At 64.9% G+C, this 17664-nt stretch carries 15 protein-coding genes and 1 tRNA gene; 10 read left to right on the plus strand and 6 right to left on the minus strand.

What is annotated here, in order from left to right:
• The first annotated feature begins 122 nt into the window (after positions 1-122).
• Positions 123-1349 (plus strand): multifunctional CCA addition/repair protein, encoded by a 1227-nt coding sequence (locus RBH19_RS13385; RefSeq protein WP_306729388.1) that lies wholly within the window; start codon positions 123-125, stop codon positions 1347-1349.
• A 177-nt stretch (positions 1350-1526) separates the two neighbouring features.
• Here RBH19_RS13385 and RBH19_RS13390 read toward each other — a convergent pair whose 3' ends face one another.
• Positions 1527-2453 (minus strand): TonB-dependent receptor, encoded by a 927-nt coding sequence (locus RBH19_RS13390; protein WP_306729362.1) that lies wholly within the window; start codon positions 2451-2453, stop codon positions 1527-1529.
• 62 nt (positions 2454-2515) lie between these two features.
• Positions 2516-3736 carry a class I SAM-dependent methyltransferase gene (locus RBH19_RS13395; protein ID WP_306729363.1) on the minus strand — a complete coding sequence of 407 codons (1221 nt, stop codon included), beginning with the start codon at positions 3734-3736 and terminating at the stop codon, positions 2516-2518.
• A gap of 55 nt (positions 3737-3791) precedes the next feature.
• On the opposite strand from RBH19_RS13395, the gene RBH19_RS13400 reads away from it, so the two are divergent.
• The 8 genes from RBH19_RS13400 to RBH19_RS13435 all read left to right on the plus strand — a co-directional run bounded on the left by RBH19_RS13400 (position 3792) and on the right by RBH19_RS13435 (position 10943).
• Entirely contained in the window at positions 3792-4544 is a 753-nt protein-coding gene (locus tag RBH19_RS13400; RefSeq protein WP_306729364.1) for a pteridine reductase, read from the plus strand.
• A gap of 73 nt (positions 4545-4617) precedes the next feature.
• The gene (locus RBH19_RS13405; RefSeq protein WP_306729365.1) at positions 4618-5184 is read left to right on the plus strand and encodes a DUF4136 domain-containing protein; all 567 of its coding nucleotides are present in this window, start codon (positions 4618-4620) and stop codon (positions 5182-5184) included.
• Between the two features lie 7 nt (positions 5185-5191).
• Complete coding sequence (locus RBH19_RS13410) at positions 5192-5728, plus strand: DUF4136 domain-containing protein (protein ID WP_306729366.1); 537 nt, start codon at positions 5192-5194, stop codon at positions 5726-5728.
• An 8-nt stretch (positions 5729-5736) separates the two neighbouring features.
• Entirely contained in the window at positions 5737-6009 is a 273-nt protein-coding gene (locus tag RBH19_RS13415; RefSeq protein WP_306729367.1) for a hypothetical protein, read from the plus strand.
• On the plus strand, positions 6002-7201 hold the full coding sequence (gene dinB / locus RBH19_RS13420) for a DNA polymerase IV (protein WP_306729368.1): 1200 nt from the start codon (positions 6002-6004) through the stop codon (positions 7199-7201). Before RBH19_RS13415 ends, dinB begins: the two co-directional genes overlap by 8 nt.
• Positions 7202-7279: 78 nt before the next feature.
• A complete protein-coding gene (locus RBH19_RS13425) occupies positions 7280-9112 on the plus strand; it encodes a DegV family protein (RefSeq protein ID WP_306729369.1) in 1833 nt (610 codons plus the stop codon).
• Positions 9109-10581, plus strand: a complete 1473-nt coding sequence (locus tag RBH19_RS13430; RefSeq protein WP_306729370.1) for a M61 metallopeptidase family protein — start codon at positions 9109-9111, stop codon at positions 10579-10581. Before RBH19_RS13425 ends, RBH19_RS13430 begins: the two co-directional genes overlap by 4 nt.
• A 285-nt stretch (positions 10582-10866) precedes the next feature.
• Positions 10867-10943 (plus strand) — tRNA-Ile (locus RBH19_RS13435).
• 82 nt (positions 10944-11025) lie between these two features.
• Here the strand turns inward: RBH19_RS13435 and RBH19_RS13440 are convergent.
• Entirely contained in the window at positions 11026-11931 is a 906-nt protein-coding gene (locus RBH19_RS13440) for a PPC domain-containing protein (protein WP_306729371.1), read from the minus strand.
• A gap of 241 nt (positions 11932-12172) precedes the next feature.
• On the opposite strand from RBH19_RS13440, the gene RBH19_RS13445 reads away from it, so the two are divergent.
• Complete coding sequence (locus RBH19_RS13445) at positions 12173-14461, plus strand: putative bifunctional diguanylate cyclase/phosphodiesterase (protein ID WP_306729372.1); 2289 nt, start codon at positions 12173-12175, stop codon at positions 14459-14461.
• Positions 14462-14480: 19 nt separating this feature from the next.
• Here the strand turns inward: RBH19_RS13445 and RBH19_RS13450 are convergent, their stop codons facing one another.
• From RBH19_RS13450 to RBH19_RS13460, 3 genes are read right to left on the minus strand one after another with little or no spacing between them, the layout of a single operon-like run.
• A complete protein-coding gene (locus RBH19_RS13450) occupies positions 14481-15908 on the minus strand; it encodes an FGGY family carbohydrate kinase (RefSeq protein ID WP_306729373.1) in 1428 nt (475 codons plus the stop codon).
• Positions 15901-16674: a glycerophosphodiester phosphodiesterase family protein gene (locus RBH19_RS13455; protein WP_306729374.1), complete on the minus strand. Its 774-nt coding sequence runs from the start codon at positions 16672-16674 to the stop codon at positions 15901-15903. The genes RBH19_RS13450 and RBH19_RS13455 overlap by 8 nt, the downstream gene beginning before the upstream one ends.
• Complete coding sequence (locus RBH19_RS13460) at positions 16671-17612, minus strand: hypothetical protein (RefSeq protein WP_306729375.1); 942 nt, start codon at positions 17610-17612, stop codon at positions 16671-16673. The genes RBH19_RS13455 and RBH19_RS13460 overlap by 4 nt, the downstream gene beginning before the upstream one ends.
• Positions 17613-17664 lie beyond the last annotated feature (52 nt).

Here is a 17664-nt window from a genome sequence, read left to right on the forward strand (position 1 = left end):
TTGAACTCGCGCTCTGCGCGAGGCCCCGACCAACGGGAGGGGTAAGTCTCATGGATGAGACGCATGACGACAACGATGGCCTTGGCAGGGACACCGCGCTTCATGATGACTACAATGGGCCCATGAAAACCTACCTCGTGGGCGGCGCGGTCCGTGACAAGTTGCTGGGTATTCCCGTGAAGGAGCGGGACTGGGTGGTCGTGGGTGCGACACCCGATGAAATGACCGACCAGGGCTTTCGGCCCGTGGGGCGTGACTTCCCCGTGTTTCTTCACCCGCAGACCAGTGAGGAATACGCGCTGGCCCGCACGGAGCGCAAGAGCGGCCGGGGTTATCACGGTTTCCGCTTTCACGCCGATCCCTCTGTCAGCCTGGAAGAGGATCTCGCGCGCCGGGATCTGACCGTCAATGCCATGGCCGAGGATGAACAGGGCCGGCTGATCGATCCCCATGGTGGCCGTCGGGATCTGGAGGCGCGTTGCCTGCGCCATGTCACCGAAGCCTTTGCCGAAGACCCCCTGCGCGTGCTGCGCGTGGCCCGCTTTGCCGCCCGTTTCCATCACCTGGGCTTTTCCATTGCCGGGGAAACCCTGGCGCTGATGCAGGATTTGTCCACGGCCGAGGAACTGGGCGCCTTGAGCCCGGAACGGGTGTGGCAGGAAAGCGAACGCGCCCTCGGTGAGGCCGCGCCACAGGTCTATTTTCAGGTATTGAGGGACTGCGGTGCGCTGGCTCACCTTTTCCCGGAGGTGGATGCGCTCTTCGGCGTGCCACAACCGGCCAGGTACCACCCGGAGGTGGATACCGGACTGCATACCCTGCTTGTGCTCGAGCAGGCGGCCCGGCTGAGCAAAGACACGGTCGTTCGCTTTGCGGCCCTGGTGCATGACCTGGGCAAGGGCGTGACGCCGGAACGATACTGGCCCAGTCATCATGGCCACGAGAAGAAAGGCGTAAAACAGGTTCAGAACCTGTGCCGGCGCCTGCGTATTCCCAGTCGCCATGAACGGGCCGGCTGCCAGGCTTCCCGCTGGCACCTGCACGTTCACCGCGCACTGGAACTGAAACCCGCCACCATCCTCAAGGTGTTCAAAGGCTGTGATGCCTTCCGCCAGCCCGAGAATCTGGAACGGCTGCTGCTGGCCAGTGAAGCGGATGCCCGCGGCCGCACCGGGCTTGAGAACCGGGACTACCCCCAGGCCGATTACCTGCGCCGCTGTTACCAGGCCGCGGCCGCGATAAGCGGAAGGGACGTGGATGGCGAACGCTTTCAGGGCAAGGCCTTTGGCGAGGAACTGGATCGTTTGCGGGTGGAGGGGATTGGGCGAGTTCTGAGTTCTGAGTTCTGAGTTCTGAGTTCTGAGTGCTGAGTTCTGAGTGCTGAGGTGGCAGTGCCGGTCGTAGTCGTAATCGTAATCGTAGTCGTAATCGGCTTTTTCGGAAGACCTTAAAAGATCGATTACGATTACGACTACGATTACGAGGGCAAGGCTCGGCGCGGCCTCGCCTTGCCTCGCCCTGCCGGGTCAGGGGTACCAGGTGACGCCAATCCCCACCGAATGACTCGCGTCAAAGCCGTCGGTCTGGGTTCGTCCGACTTCCAGACGCAGATCCCAGGCAGCGGAAAGCGGCTGCAGATAACTGAGAATGATGCTGTCCGCGTCACGCCCGTCCACGGCGGATCGGTCACGGCTGACATAGACTGACAAGTCGCGATAATTCCCCAGGTCGTAACGGGCGTCCAGGTAAACGCTACGATCCAGAAAACCCTGGGCCAGTGTCACGGCTGAAGCGGAATAGCGCTCCACCTGGTCGCGGGCAGCCAACTGGGTCGGGTCACGATCGTAATCGTAGTGGGTAAAACCAGCGGCGAAGGTCCATTCCTCGCTGGGACGATAACGCAGACGAAGCCCTAGATTGATGGCCCGGGTGTCGTAGTCTTCGGCAATTACCTCGCCGTCATCCGGGTCGCCGGGGTTCACGGGGATGTTGATAGGTGGGCCTTCCGCACCATTTCGGTCGCGTCGGGCCGGGGCCCCCGCTTCCAGCGTGATCCAGCGCGCGCCCGCGTTGGCGGAAAAACCCCATTGATCGAAATCACGCGCCAGGATGAAGGCAACCCGGTCACTGATGATGTCTCCGCGACGCCCCCAACGCTCGTAATAGCCGGTCAACCGCCACTCGTCATCCAGGCGCAGCATGCCACCGACGGACTGGCGTCGGGTGTCCATATCCTGTTCACTGCCATTGATCCAGGTTTCACCGAGACTGACAAAGGCCAGGCCGCGCTCGCCGATGGTCCGGTCCAGGGAGATGAGAAAACTTCGGGAATCCGCATCACTGGCACGAAACTCGGATTCCGCCACCCAGTCCCCGGCCATCCCGGTCGGAGACAGCAGAAACGCACACAGAAAAAAGACCATCCCGAAAACGTGCTTAGAATGAACGTACATGCCGGATCCCAATGAATGTCGAGTGCCACCCCGTGTCGATCTGATTATCTCAGCATCAGAACTCACAACCGCATCCGCAGATCCCGGAAACCGAAGCCGCTCATGCCGATGTCATCACCGCGGGCAAAGCCGATGACCTTGAAACGCTCGCCCATCTCGCCCGGCAGGGTGAGCAGTTTCACTTCCTGGGCCAGCTTGAGCTGACTGAGGGTATCTTCCGGGTTCACATGCGCCACATGCCGGTCGATACCGGCCCCCAGCAGAAAATGGGCCTGGGTGGTGTATCCCAGCAGGGAGCAGCCGGCCTGGACGGCGGTCTCGGCAACGGCGGTAAAGTCCACCCAGGCGGTGATGTCCTGAATGCCCGGATGAAGAAAGGGATCTTCGTGGGCGCGATGCCGGTAATGGCACATGAGCGTGCCACGACCTCGATCGGGCATGTAGTACTCGCGCCGGGGCAGGCCGTAGTCCACCAGTAGAGCGGCGCCGCGCCGGAGGCAGCCGGCGATCCGTTCCACCAGTGCCGGCATGGCCGTGGAGACCTCGGACTCATAGCCCTCGGGCAGCTTGCGACCCAGCTCTTCCTCGATGGCACGGACCCGCTCGGACAGATCCCGGTCATGGGGCATTTCCCGCCAACTGAAACCCTCGCCCTTGCGGGCCACGCCCAGGCGGCGCACCGCGCCGCCGCGAATGCGGAAACGCTCCACCGGCAGGGCGTCCAGCACCTCATTGGCCAGCACCACACCGCGCAGGGCCTCGGGAAAATCATCCAGCCAGAAGACGCGGTCCGCCAGATCCGGCACCCGCTCTTCCAGGGTACGCGCCTGCCGTTCCCTGAGTTCGGCACTCACTTCAAGAATGAGGTATCGCTCCGGCAGGCAGCCGCTGCTGGCCAGACGGTCCAGTACCGAGGCCGCCATGGCGCCGGAACCCGCACCCAGCTCAAGGATGTCACCGCCGCCCAGACGGTCCAGCACCTGGGCGGCCTGATCAGCGAGGCAGAAACTGAACAGGGAGGACATTTCCGGAGCGGTGATGAAATCGCCCGCCTCGCCGAACTTGCGCGCACCCGCGCTGTAGTAACCCAGCCCCGGGGCATACAGGGCCAGGTCCATGAACCGGGAAAAGGGAATGACACCGTCGGCTTCATCGATGATGCGGGCGATATGCGCCCGAACCTCGCGGCTATGCGCCTCGGCGTCCGGGGGCGGAGGCGGCAGCACACCTTCGTCACCGGGACGGATGCGCGAACCGCTGTTGCGATTGCTATGGTCGCTCATGAGCCTTAGTCTGCCCTGATCAAACGTTGCGGATGGCCGGGAGGCACCGAAAACCATGCAGGATAATACACCCTCGCTGGCCGGAAAAACGGTCCTGGTCACTGGCGCGGCCCGGCGAATCGGGGCGACCATCGCCGACAGGCTGCACGGGGCGGGGATGAACGTAGTCATCCACTACCGCCATTCCGGCGAGGAAGCCCAGGCCCTGAGCACCAAACTCAATGCCCGTCGCCCGGATTCCGCGGTCACGGCCCAGGCCGACCTGCTGGCACCGGACGGATTCCCTTCCCTGATCAAGACCGCCGAACAATGGGGTGGCCTGGATGTACTGATCAACAATGCCTCCAGCTTCTATCCCACACCCATGAGCGAGGCTGACGAGAACCAATGGGATGATCTCATCGGCAGCAACCTCAAGGGCCCCTTCTTTCTGGCCCAGGCAGCGATGGAAAACCTGCGTAATCGCCGCGGCCAGATCATCAACATCATCGATATCCACGCTTTCCGGCCACTGGGGGAGCACCCCATCTACTGCGCGGCCAAGGCCGGACTGGCCATGCTGACACGCAGCCTGGCCAAGGAGCTTGCGCCCTGGGTTCGGGTCAACGGCATCGCACCGGGGGCCATCCTGTGGCCGGAACAGGGCATGGACGACGCCACCCGTCGCCACGTTCTGGACCGGGTACCCCTGCAGTGCACGGGCAAACCGGAGGACATCGCCGCGGCCGCCCTGTTCCTGATCCGGGATGCCCCCTACGTGAACGGGCATATACTGCCGGTGGATGGTGGCCGCAGCGCCGTGGAATAGGCGCCGCCTGGAACCGTCATGCCCACGGACGAGTCTGATGCAGGAGACAGCACACATCATGGGAGGCCGTCGAGTGAGAACCGCAAGCACCTTGCTGTGCACCCTTGTTGCCCTGGCCTGGCTGACCGGCTGTGCCACCACCCGGGCCGAGTACGACCGTGAGGCGGACTTCAGTCGCTACCAGACCTTCGCCTGGTCGGAGCCAGAGCGGCGCGAGGTTCGCGACCCGGTGCTGGACAGCGAACTGCTGGATCGGCGGGTGGAACGCGCCGTTCGCGACGCCCTGCGTGAAAAGGGCTTTCGCGAAGTGGCGGTGGACGAAGCCGATTTCATCGTCACCTACCACATCACCTCGCGGGAACGGGTCTACACCAGCCCCAATGTCCGCGTGCACCTGAGCTATGGCCGTGGCTATCGTTACTACCCGCACTGGCACGATCCGTTCTACGGCCCCTACCCCTACGAGCATCGCAGCTACCGGGAAGGCACACTGATCATTGACATCGTGGACCGGGAACGGGAAGAGCTGGTCTGGCGCAGCTGGCGGGCCAGCGAGGCGCGCCAGGATCAGTTCTCCGAGAGCCAGGTGAACCGCCGCGTCGAGCGCATTCTGCGGGAATTCCCGCCCGCAAGGAGTTGAGGCCATCATGAACCGCCACCGCCCCGTCCTGCTGCTGCCCCTTCTGGCGTTGCTGCTCGCCTGTGCCGCGCCGGTCAAGACCGAATACGACCGCCAGGCGGATCTCGATCAGCTGCAGCGCTTTGCCTGGCAGGCGCCAGGCCAGCACGCGGTGGAAGATCCGGTTCTGGATTTCACACTGCTGGATGTGCGCGTGGCGCGGGCCGCGGAAATCGTACTGAGTCAGCGCGGCTTCCAGGTGGTTGACGCCGCAGAAGCGGATTTCCTGGTGACCTATCACCTGATTGAACGTAGCCAGCCGTCCGGTTCCGGGGCCAGCATCGGCATCGGCATGGGCAGTGGCGGCTTTGGCACCGGCGTGGCGGTGGGAACCAGCCGCAGCCGCATGCAGCGGGTCATTCTCATCGACATCCTCGATGCCGACAGCGGCGCCCTGCTCTGGCGCGGCTGGCATGATCGCAGTGAACGCCAGGACCGCCTCGATACACCCGGCCTGGAGCGCCTGCTTGGCCAGGTGCTGGATCGGTTCCCACCCGGCCGCTGACCCCCGCCATGAACACGGACGCATTACAGGGCTTTCTGACCTTCCGGGAACTGGATGCCGCCATGGCCCACGGCAAGGGCAGCGCCTTCCGGGCCTTCAAGCGCCTCGCCCCGCCCCTGCGGGAAGGCGAGGACTTCCTGCGCCTGACACCGGCAGACTCGGCCGACGCCATCGAAGCCCTGCGACGGCAGGCGCGCATCTATCCGGCCAGCATCAACGTTGTGCTGCTGCACCCAGGCGCCGCCGACCGGGTTCGAGCAGGGATGCAGGCTCATGGCTGACCGCCTGATCCTGCACGTGGATCTGGATGCCTTCTATGCCTCGGTGGAACAGCTGGACAACCCCGAACTGCAAGGCCGGCCGGTCATCGTTGGTGGCCTGGGCGGACGCGGCGTGGTCTCAGCAGCCAGCTATGAAGCTCGCCGCTTCGGCGTGCATTCGGCCATGCCCGGGGCCCGCGCCCGCCAGCTCTGCCCGGAGGGCGTGTTTCTCGCCCCACGCATGGCCCGCTACCGCGAACTCTCGGCCATCGTCTTCGACTGTTTCCGGGCCCTGACTCCCCTGGTGGAAGGCCTGTCCCTGGACGAGGCCTTTCTCGATCTGAGCGCCGACCCCGGCGCCCGTGAGCATCCGAAAGCCTGCGCCCAGGGGCTGCGGGAGCAGATTCGCGCCCGAACCGGCCTGGTGGCCTCGGTCGGCATCGCCCCCAACAAGTTCGTGGCCAAGCTGGCCTCGGATCTGGGCAAGCCGGATGGCCTGGTGCATGTCAGCGAAGCGGGCCTTCGTGCCTTTCTCGATCCCCTGCCGGTGGAACGCCTCTGGGGGGTGGGCGAGGCAACCACCGCCCGGCTGCGACGGGCTGATATCCGCAGCTTCGGCGCCCTGCGGCGCACCCCGGAGCCACGTCTGCGGGCCCTGGTGGGTCGGCAGGCACCGCGTCTGCTGGCCCTGGCCCGTGGCGATGACCATCGGGCCGTGACCCCGGAACGGACAGCCCGCTCCATCAGCACCGAACGCACCTTCGATCGGGATCTGAAGGATCGCAGCGAACTGCAGACGTTGATGGCCGACATGGCCGAACAGGTCGCCGCCCGTCTGCGATCGAAATCCCTGCAGTGTCGCACCGTGGCGGTAAAACTGCGCAGCCCCGATTTTCGCACCTTCAGTCGCCAGCAGAGCCTGGGACAGCCCAGCGATGCGGGGCCGGCACTTCGGCGCATTGCCCAGTCACTGGCGGATGAATGGTGGCGTCAGCAGGGTCCGCGGCCGCGTCTGCGCCTGGCCGGCGTGGTCGCTCGTGATCTGCTGGAAAACACCGGCCAGATGGGACTGTTCACCGGCAGGGACACGGCCGCGGGCAAGGACCGGGACACCGATCGCCTGCTGGATGCGGCACGTGAACGCTTCGGTGAGGGCCTATTGCGCCGGGGCATGGCGCGAGGCAAGCGCTCAGACAGTGAGCCCGGTGTCTGAACGATGCTTCGGGCCCGCTGGAGCCGCTGGCCGAATTGCCGCTATGCTGTCGTCTGAACTGGTTACCGGAGCCCGTGAATGAGCCGTCATCCCGCCATCGCCTACCTGGATGGACACCGCCTGCGACTGGCCTTGCAGGTCGGCGTCCATCAGCTGCTCAGCCGGCAGCAGCACCTGAACAAGATCAATGTCTTTCCGGTCGCGGACGGCGATACCGGCACCAACCTCAGCCTCACCCTCCACGCCATGCTTGGCGGCCTGCGGGCCCGGCCGGAACGCCATGCCGGGCGCGCCCTGGCACGGGTGGCCGATGCCGGCCTGGATGGTGCCCGAGGCAATTCCGGGGCCATCATGGCGCAGTTCTTCCAGGGGCTGTCGGATGCCGCCGCAGCCCATGCCCGGCTGAGCCCGGATCATTTCGCCGTGGCGGCGCATGCCGGTGCGAGCTACGCCCGCGAAGCCCTGAGTGAGCCCCGAGAGGGCACGCTGCTGAGCGTTCTCTCGGCCTTTGCCGAAGCCGTGCGGCAACAGGCCGCACGCCGCCGCGCCGATTTCATCACCCTGCTGGATGACGCCCTTCAACAAAGCGAAATCGCCCTGGCCCGCACGCCGGATCAGCTGGCGGTACTGCGCAAGGCCGGGGTCGTGGATGCCGGAGCGGAAGGCTTTGTGGAACTGCTGCGCGGCATGCGCGACTTTCTCAGTGAGGGCGAGGCGCGCCGGCCGCCGGCCGCCACCATCGCAGGGCTGGACGGCGAAGCCGCCCATGCCCATGAAGGGGATGAGGCCCAGGCCACGCACCGTTACTGCACGGAATGCGTGGTGCTGGGAGAGGACATGGATCCGCGCAAGCTGCGCGAAGCCCTCACGGATGAAGGTGATAGCCTGGTCATTGCCGGCGCCCGCCACAAGCTCAAGGTTCACCTGCACACCAACCAGCCGGATCGGGCCTTCAACATTGCCGCCGGTTTCGGTGAAGTGCACGGCCAGAAGGCCGACGACATGTGGCAGCAACAGCGGGATGTGAGCAACCGCAGCCGCAAGGTGGCCATCGTCACCGATTCCGCCGCTGACATTCCGGACAAGCTCATCGACGAGCTGGGCATTCACGTCATCCCCGTGCATGTGCGTTTCGGCGAAGCCAGCTACCTGGACAAGCTGAGCATGAGCTGGGAAGACTTCTACCGACGCCTGGACGAAGACCCCAATCACCCGGCCACCTCCCAACCGGCTCCGGGTGAGTTCCGCCGCATCTACCAGATGCTGGCCAGCCATTACGACAGCATCATCTCGATTCACGTCACGGCCGCCGCCTCCGGTACCTGGCAATCCGCGGTGAGCGCGGCCAGGCGCCTGGAAGACGCGGACATTCACGTGGTGGACAGCCGCAGTGTGTCGGCCGGGCTCGGGCAGCTGGTGATGGCCGCCGCCGAGAAGGCCGGTGAAGGGGCCGATGCCCGGGCCGTTCTCGAACACATGGAGGCCCATCGGGATCGCACCCGCGTCTGGGGCGCGGTGGCTGATCTCAGTTTCGGGGTGCGCGGTGGCCGGGTGTCACCGGCCAAGCAGAAGATCGTGGATGCCCTGCACCTCACTCCCGTCCTGACCGCCCGTCGCAACGGCAAGGTGGATGCCGGCGGCGTCCTGTTCGGCCAGAGCCGAACGGTGGAACGCTTCACCGGCTTCGTCGCCCGACGCGCCCGCAAAGGGCGCCACTATCGCCTGCTTGTGGGTCACTGCAATGCCGCCGAGGAGGGCCAGGCCCTGCTGGATGCCCTGCGGCAGCGAATCCCGGAGGTGGACGCCCTCCCCCTGGTACCGGTGGGCCCGGCACTTGGCGCCCATGCCGGCCCCGGCACCCTGGTGGCCTCCCTGCAGGAACGCGACGTGGATGACCCCCGAACGCCATGAGGCTCGGATTGCTGCCGCTCCTCTGCCTGCTGCCCCTGGCCCTTTCGGCCAGCGTGCTCGAACAACGGCACCCCTACCAGATACACGTGGACAAGCACTTCAATCAGATGACCGTGGCGGCCTGTTTTGAGCGCCGGGTGCCCGAGACCCTGCTGGCCGCCTCCAACGACGCCAGCCGCCTGCTGCGCGACCCTCACATCATTGTTGACGGCGACAAGCGACCCCTGCGGGTCATGCGCAACCGCATGACCATCCCCAGTCAGCCGGATGACCTCTGTGTGCATTACGCAGTGGATCTGGGTCTGGCGGCCCGCAGCCGCAGCCTCGGCATTGCCGCCCGCACCGGCGATGCCCTGGTGCTGTCACCACGGATCTGGCTGTGGCGTCCTCGCCGACTGACTCGTTACGCGGACATCGAACTGAGCTTCGATCTGCCACCGGAATTCAGCCTCTCCACCCCCTGGCCACGGATTGGTGAGGACAGTGAAGGGCGACCACGCTTCCGGCTCGATCACCCACCCCTGGGCTGGGACAGCAGCATTGCCATTGGCCGCTTTGAAACCTTCACACTGCACAACGACGACATCCAGGTCGATGTTGCCCTGGCCAACGGCCCCAGTGATCCGCCACCGCCCTCGTCGGTTGAGGCCTGGCTGCAGCCGGGTCTGGACGCCGCCGCCACCATCTTCGGCGGCTTTCCCGGGCACCGGGCGCAGGTGATCGTCGTGCCACTGGACAGCGGCGACCGCCCCCTGGCCCAGGGGCGGGTCAGCCGTGCCGGTGGCATGGGGCTGCTGCTGGGCATGAGCACCAGCCGACCCGAAAGCGACTATCACCTGGACGGTCTGGTCGCCCACGAATTCATGCATCTGCTGCATCCGCCGGTCATCCCCCATCACCGCTGGCTGTCCGAGGGAATCGCCAGCTACTACCAGTACATCGGCCTGGCCCGTGCCGGACACCTGAGCGAAGCCGAGGCCTGGCAACGCCTGCTGGCCGACATGTACGACGGTTACTGGGATCGCCGCCAGGGCACCCTGCGCGACATCACGATGCGAATGAGTGGTGGCGGCGCCGATTACGTGTACTGGGCCGGCGCCGCCCTGATGCTCATGAGTGACGTGGCCCTTCGCAGCCGTGAGGAAGACGCCACCACCCTGGATCATGTGCTGGCCGAGTGGGCCCGCTGCTGTTTCCACGAACGCCGTGCCCATGACGGCCGTGACAGCCTTCGGCGTCTGGACAAGTTCGCCGGCGGCGAGCCCGTCTTCGCCCCCCTTTACGACGAACACGTATTGAGCACCCGCTTCCCGGACATCAGCGCCCTGCTCCAGGCCCTGGGCCTGCCCGAGCTGGGTGAGCATGGCGAAGACTTTCAACTGGATGACGACGCCCCCCTGGTCTCCATCCGGCGGGCCATAATGAGGGCTCACGACAGGCCGCTGCTGGACACACCGCGCGAGGAATGAAGGCGGGGCACCGTGACCGGGAGGCGCGACGAAGGCTATAATCGCGGGCTGGTCTGGTGCAGCATTCATTTCAAGGGCCTGTAGCTCAGTTGGTTAGAGCAGGGGGCGAACCGGGACCGAAATGCCGGTGGCATTTCGCAGCCCGGTGAGCGACCGGCCATGGATGGCCGGGCTGGACCGCGCGCGGAGCAGGATTGCGCAGCGCGAGGCATAATCCCGTGCGGTCGAGGGTGCTCAATGCACCCGAGAACGCTGGCCTGAATCCGGCACGACACTGTTTTCGAAGGGCCTGTAGCTCAGTTGGTTAGAGCAGGGGACTCATAATCCCTTGGTCCCAGGTTCGAGTCCTGGCGGGCCCACCATTTTCCTTCACCGGATTCCGGCACGAAAAAAAGGGGAGCCGATGGCTCCCCTTCTTTCTTCATTCAACCTCTATCAATCACGTCAGTGGCGAATGAACTCCAGCTGCGTGTCGTCCTGCATCCAGCTCTGCTCACTGAACACCGGACCGGGTTCGGCCAGCACGCGGATATCAGCAGCCGTGGCGGTATCCTGACCCAGGCTGAGCTCGGCGCGTCCGTCATTGGAGCGGAAGGCGAGTACCCCCTGAGCGGCTTGCGTGGCCATACCGTCAAAGACCATCGGCTGACCCGGCAGGGTGGACATGACCAGGCGCTCACCGGCATGCGCTTCGGCAACCAGCTTGAAACTGACCTCGCGCTGACCCTGGTGCTGCGTCACATTCATCTGCAGCTGCCCCATCAGCTGATCGTCCTGCTTGAAGTAGTAGTCGGCTTCCCCGTTCTGGCCAATGGACAGCTCGGCAATGGCGGTCAGCAGGGAAAGCTGATCGGCGGCACGATCATGTCGATCCTGGCTGGCAGCCAGGGTAGCGGCGGCGGGCGCCCAGGAACCCTCGTCCACGAACTCCAGGGTGGCTTCACGATCGGAAGGCTCAAGGGTGACGGTAAGACGATAATTGTAGGTTCCCGGATCCCAGCCCTCGACCTCGATCGTCCAGCTTCCTTCCCGCGGGTCATCGAATTCGCATTCGTCTGGCTGCGTACCCGCATTGAATGAGCCACAGCTGGGCGCCCCACCGGGGCCGATCACCCATAGATCCGCATCACCGCCCAGTTCATGCAGACGAACCGTCAGCTTGGTGGTATCTGCCGGCACTTCGGTTTCATACTCGTGCCAGACATCCTCAGAAATGCTCCGGCTTTCCGACGCGGTGTTGATGCCACCACCGTCATCGCTGCTGCTGTTACAGCCGGCCAATGCCAGTGCCGACATGGCAATGACGACACCGCCCCAGCGGCCCCATGTATTGATTGTTTCCTTATCCATCACCTTTTCTTCCTCCATGGTGTGTAATTCTTGATTTTGGCGCCGGACAAACGGTTCGCTTGCACCAGGATCAGGCAACATCCCTATTTCCGCTGCACCGACAAAGGGAAGTATTGGCGAGGGGGACTGGGGCAGCCACCCCCCATACGGGCTACCCCGGCAGAAAAATGCTATCTGCTACGCAAGTTCCCGGTTTGGCGATATGATGACAAGATCGTTCGCACACGAATGAAGGGGCCCCATGAGCAGGCAGGCACTTCTGCCCGGAATCCACTGGCCGGGCCCGGTCGGTCGGGTACCGCTGTGGCTGTTCACACTGACCGTGGTCGCGTTCTACCTGGGTTCGGCCGCCCTGGCCATCCATTTCATCGGTGCGGGCCCGGTGGCCACCATCTGGCCGGCGGCCGCCGTGGCCCTGGCTGCCTTTCTGCTGGCGGGCTGGTGGATGCTGCCGGTGATTCTCGTGGCGGATATTGCCAGCGCCTGGCTCAATGGCCTGCCTGTCCTGCCGCTGGCGGTTGCAGGCAATACACTGGGCCCGTTGCTGGGGGCCATCGTCTTCCGCCGGATCGTCAGTCTCTCACCCCTGCCACAGAGCCTGCGTGAAACCGCACGTCTGCTGTTTCTGATCCTCCCCCTGATTGCCGTGATCACGACCCTTTCCGGCGTCCTCGCCGTTCAGTTGGCGGGCCGGCTGAATGACATCGATTCTGCGATACTGATGGGCAGCTGGTGGCTGGGCGACATGCTGGGTCTGGTTGCCTTCGCACCACTGTTCATGGCGCTTGGAACCCGCATCTGCGGTTTCACCGGCGTGCTGTCCGGACGTTCCGGTGCCGGGCGCGAGGAGACGCTGCTTGTGGTAAGCGGCATGCTTGTACTGGCCTCCGTGACCTGGCTGCTGCCCGATCGGCCAGCCCTGTTGCCGGCGCTGGGCAACGACGGCCTGCAGGTGATTCCCCTCATGCTGCTCCTGTTCGTGATGACCCTGTGGTCGGCTCTGAGACTGCCTTCCCTGCTGACCTATTGCCTGCTGCCCCTGGCCATCCTCATTGCACTGGATCACGGCACCAGCAATCTGCAGACCATGAACGACATGGCGATCACCCTGCAGTGGCTGCTTCTGCTGCCGGCCCTGCTGATCATGGCGGCTGCCACACACCTGATCGAGGCCGGCGACCGGGAGCGAGACTTCTTCGAGCAGCGCCTGCGCTACCAGTCGGCCCACGACCCCCTGACCGGCCTGCTCAACCGGCGCGCCTTCGAACGACGGGCCAGGGAGGGGCTGGCGTCGGCAAGAAGTGAACGGGAAACCTTGCTTGCCTATCTGGATCTGGATCAGTTTCAGACGGTGAATGACACCCTTGGGCATGGCGTGGGTGACGAAATGCTGGCCGAGCTGGCCAAGCACATGGGCGATGTGCTGACCGAGGAGGACTGCCTCGCCAGGCTGGGCGGCGACGAGTTCGGCCTGATCATTGACGGTCAGTGGGAGGAAGATGGCGGGGAACGCCTGCAGACACTGCATCGGCATATCGAGGCATTCCGCTTTCTGCGCAGTGGCCGCAGTTTTTCCGTTCGCGCCAGCATCGGCGTAACCACCCTCAGCGGTGATCCGGAAGACTACGGGCGACTTCTGGGAACCGCCGACGTGGCCTGCATGAAAGCCAAGGAGGAGGGTCGCAACCGCATCCTGTTCAGCACCGGACCAGACGAAGTCCACCAGCGTCTGGACGAAATGGAATGGCTGCCGATCATTCAGAATGCCCTGGACGAGGGGCGGATCCAGCTGCATTCCCAGGCTCTGGTGAACCTCAATGGCGATTACCAGCAGAAGCCAACCATCGAGATACTCTGCCGCCTGTTCGATACCGCGGGCGAGTTACTGTCACCGGCTCGATTCATTCCGGCGGCGGAGCGTTTCGGCCTGATGCCGGAGCTGGATCGACAGGTAGTCCAGCGGGCTCTGGAATGGCTGGCAAGCACGGAACGACCACCCGGCCGCTGCTTCATCAATCTGTCCGCAACATCCATCAGCCAGGCGGAGTTTGTCGAGGAGCTGGTCGACGCCATCCGCGACAGCGGCGTACCGGGTCAGCGCCTGGGTTTCGAGATCACCGAAACCGCCACCATTCGCAATTACGCCTCCGCCCACCGCCTGATCCGCCAGTTGCAGGGCCTGGGCTGCGTCGTTGCCCTGGACGATTTCGGCGCCGGCATGTCCTCTTTCGGTCACCTGGAAGAGTTGGCGGTGGATTTTGTAAAGATCGACGGGCGATTCGTGCGCTCCATGTCGGAACGCCCCATGAACGAAGCCATCGTACGCTCGATCAGTGAAATCGGTCGCTCCAGCGGCATTCGCACGGTGGCGGAATGCGTGGAGAATGCCGAAACCGTGGCCATGCTGCGGCGAATCGGCATCGATTATGCCCAAGGCTTCCATTTCGGCCGCCCGGCCCCCCTGGAAGAAGTCCCACCCAGGGAAGCAACACCGGCTGAAGCGCCAATGAAGCCGGCCCCCTCAAGCTGAAGGGCCGAGAGACAACCCCTCATTCGAGCGCCGGCATGTGATCCAGCCAGACGTGATACCGGGTCCGCAGGGCCTCATCCCTGGCCGGTGTGAATTCACTGCAGGCCGGGACGGAAAACCCACCGCCCACCAGCAGGGCCAGCAAGCCCATGGCGGTGGCCTCACCTCCCTCCAGACGTTGCACGGGTCGGCCAGTGAGATTGGCCAGGTGCTGACAGAAACCGTCACAGTGGCTCAGCCCCCCGGACAGACGCACCACCCTGACAGGACCTCCCGCTGCTTCCATGGCCTCCAGGTTGACGCGCAACAGGAAGGCGATGCTATCCAGGACGGCCGCCAGACGCTGGAGATGATCGCTGCCAGCCGCGTACAGGAAGGCGGGCGCCGGGCCGGGCTGCCACCAGGGGGAGCCCAGGCCATCGATGGTGTTGATGAACAGTGGTCGGTCACCCGTTGTCATCAAGGCCTCGGTGAGGGCCGGGTGGGGAATTCGCTCCTGCCCCTCGGCGCGGGCAAACCAGTTCAATGCCGACGCTGCACCATGGATACTGCCTTCGAGAGCCCAGTGCGGCGGCCCATCCACCGACAAAGGCGGTAACTGGCTGAGCTGGAAGGGGGTGGATTCGGGATCCTCAAGAGGATTTGACAGCGGCCGCAGAATGAAGGCACCCGTGCCTGCATTGATATAGACGGTGTCTGCGGTCGTCTCACCACACTGCAGCGGCACCGCATTCTGATCACCCATCAGCAGGGACAGCCGACAGGGCGCTGCCTGCAGGGCACCGAAGTCATGCCGGGACGGCCGCAAGACGGGGAGCTGTGCCCGCTGCAGACCGAAGGACGTCAGCAACGTCTCGTCCCAGTCCTGAAGCGTGCGAGAGAACAGCAGTGTGCGTTGGGCCAGGGTCGGATCCACGAAATCTTCCCCGCTGCCGGTCAGGCCGCGAGCGAGAAAGGCACCCAACGGCCCCATGCACAGGCGACCCTGCCGGGCGGCCGTGCGGACGGCGGGCAGTTCGTCCAGGCACCAGCGCAGCTTGGGCGCGCCCCCATAGGGAGAAAAGCGCAGGCCAGCCGTCCGTCGCACCCTGCCAGGCAGATCTCGCGGCCAGGCCTGGGCTGAAGTACGCCGATCCCGCCAGGACAGCACCGGGCTGAGCGGTCGGCCGCTGTCCTTGTCCCAGCACAGGATCGAGCCGCGCTGAACGGCCAGACCGGCCCCGGCCAGGCCATGACCGTCGGGGCAGACTGAAACCGCCTCGGCCACGGACGCCTGCAGATCGGCCAGAATGGCGGCGCCGTCCTGTTCCACTCGATCACCGCCCGCTTCACGGGTTGCCACGGGCCGCCGCCCCTCGCCCAGTACACTGCCTCGCTCATCCACCAACAGGGCACGGCTGCTGTTGCCACCCTGATCCATCAGTAGCCAGCAGGGCCGCTCAGACACGCTCGCCTCCTTCGGCTTCCATCCAGGCGCGGGCCAGCTCCGGCAGGCAATCGGTCTCGATCAGGTGCGCACCGCGTTGGCGCAATGTGAGGGCAAGCCGGAGCTCGTTGACCCCATAGACCACCCACTGCCAGCTGCCGGGCCAGAAAGGCCGCTCGCCCTCCGGGATCCGATCCTGGCGCACGAAGAGATAATCGGGCTTGAGGCGGGCCGCCTCCACCCGGGCGCTTTCGTTCCAGGGCTTGAACACCCAGCCAATGCGTTCGGCCCCGCGACTGCGGGCCATCTCCACGGCCGTGTGATCAAAGGAAATCATTACACAGGGGTTGGCGTGCCCCTTGAGGGCCTTGAGGACGGACTCAATCAGGGCCGGGCGACCGAATCGGCGCATGCTCGCCCGCTTGAGTTCCACGAACACCGTCACTTCGGGCCACTCGGCCAGCAGTTGCAGCATGTCAGTCAGCCGGGGAAGGCGTTCCTCCGGGAAACGATCGCCGAAGCGCGTGGCCTCGCCGATCACCACCTGAGCCAGGGCGTCAGCATCCAGGCGATTGACCCGCTGCCGGGTACCGCTGACCCGGCGCAGATCTTCATCGTGCACCACCACCGGGCAGCCATCCCGGGAGAGATGCACATCCAGTTCAACAAAACGGGCCCCGGCCTCCAGCACGGCCCGCATGCCGGAAAGGGAGTTCTCGGGCCATTGGGCCGGCCAGCCCCGGTGGGCAACCAGCCAGTCGAGCGCTGAAGTCACAGTGGCGTTCATGCCGCCAGGGTCCGACCGAAACGCCGATTCACGAAATCCAGGATGGCCGTTTCGATGTTCTCGGGTGCGGAAAGCAGGCGAACCGTGAGTTCGAACAGAGGGTAATCCGCAAGCCGCAGCAGACCGTGGCGCTGCACCATGACGGCCGTGTTGACCCCCTCGCTGCGCAGGTTGGCGGTATCGGTGGCCACGTGGGAATGATCGCCACGGGCAAGCGCCTCGCCGATGCCGCGATGATGTGAGGACGCGCTGGTGGCGGTTGTGATCAGATCACCCAGGCCGGCCAGACTGTAGGCGGTCCTGCCCTGTCCGCCACGGGCTTCGACGATGGTCGCCAGTTCCCGCAGGGCTTCGGCGAGCAGGAAGCCGCGCAGATTGTCGCCCAAACCGAGTCCATCGGCCATCCCGATGAGCGGCACATAGACATTCTTGAGAATGGCCGCCCAGGCGGCACCCACGGGATCGTCATCCGGCTGCAGGTACAAGCGGGTCGTGGCGAAGAGGCCGGCCATGGCCTCGGCCGTCTCCCGTTCCGGTGATGCCGCCAGTGCAAAGCCGGTGCGCCCTTCACTGAGGTCGCGGGCAATCATCGGGCCATAGACCAGTCCCCATCGAAGCAGGCCACCGGCAGGAAAGTGCTGGGCGAAGATTTCCGCCGGGCTGTGACCATCGGCATCCAGTCCCTTGGCGATGGACAGGCAGATCGCGGGTGTCTTCAGGCAATCAGCGATGCGGCCGGCCAGCTCGGCGTGTGGATGGGCCGGCACGGCGAAGATGACGCAGTCATGGCCGGGAGCGAGCTGCTCCAGCACTGCGCTCTCCTTGCCACTGTCAGGATCCCGGTCCCAATGACTGACATGATGGTCATGCCGGAGCAGGCCCGAAAACATGCGACCCATGGCACCCTGACCCAGTATGAGGATTCGCCGCTGCGACATGTGGTCTCCCCTGATGGCTTCATTCCTGCTCTCAACATAGCATCCCCGGGGC

This window comes from Natronospira bacteriovora, from assembly GCF_030848495.1.
In the GTDB taxonomy this organism is placed as follows: Bacteria; Pseudomonadota; Gammaproteobacteria; order Natronospirales; family Natronospiraceae; genus Natronospira; species Natronospira bacteriovora.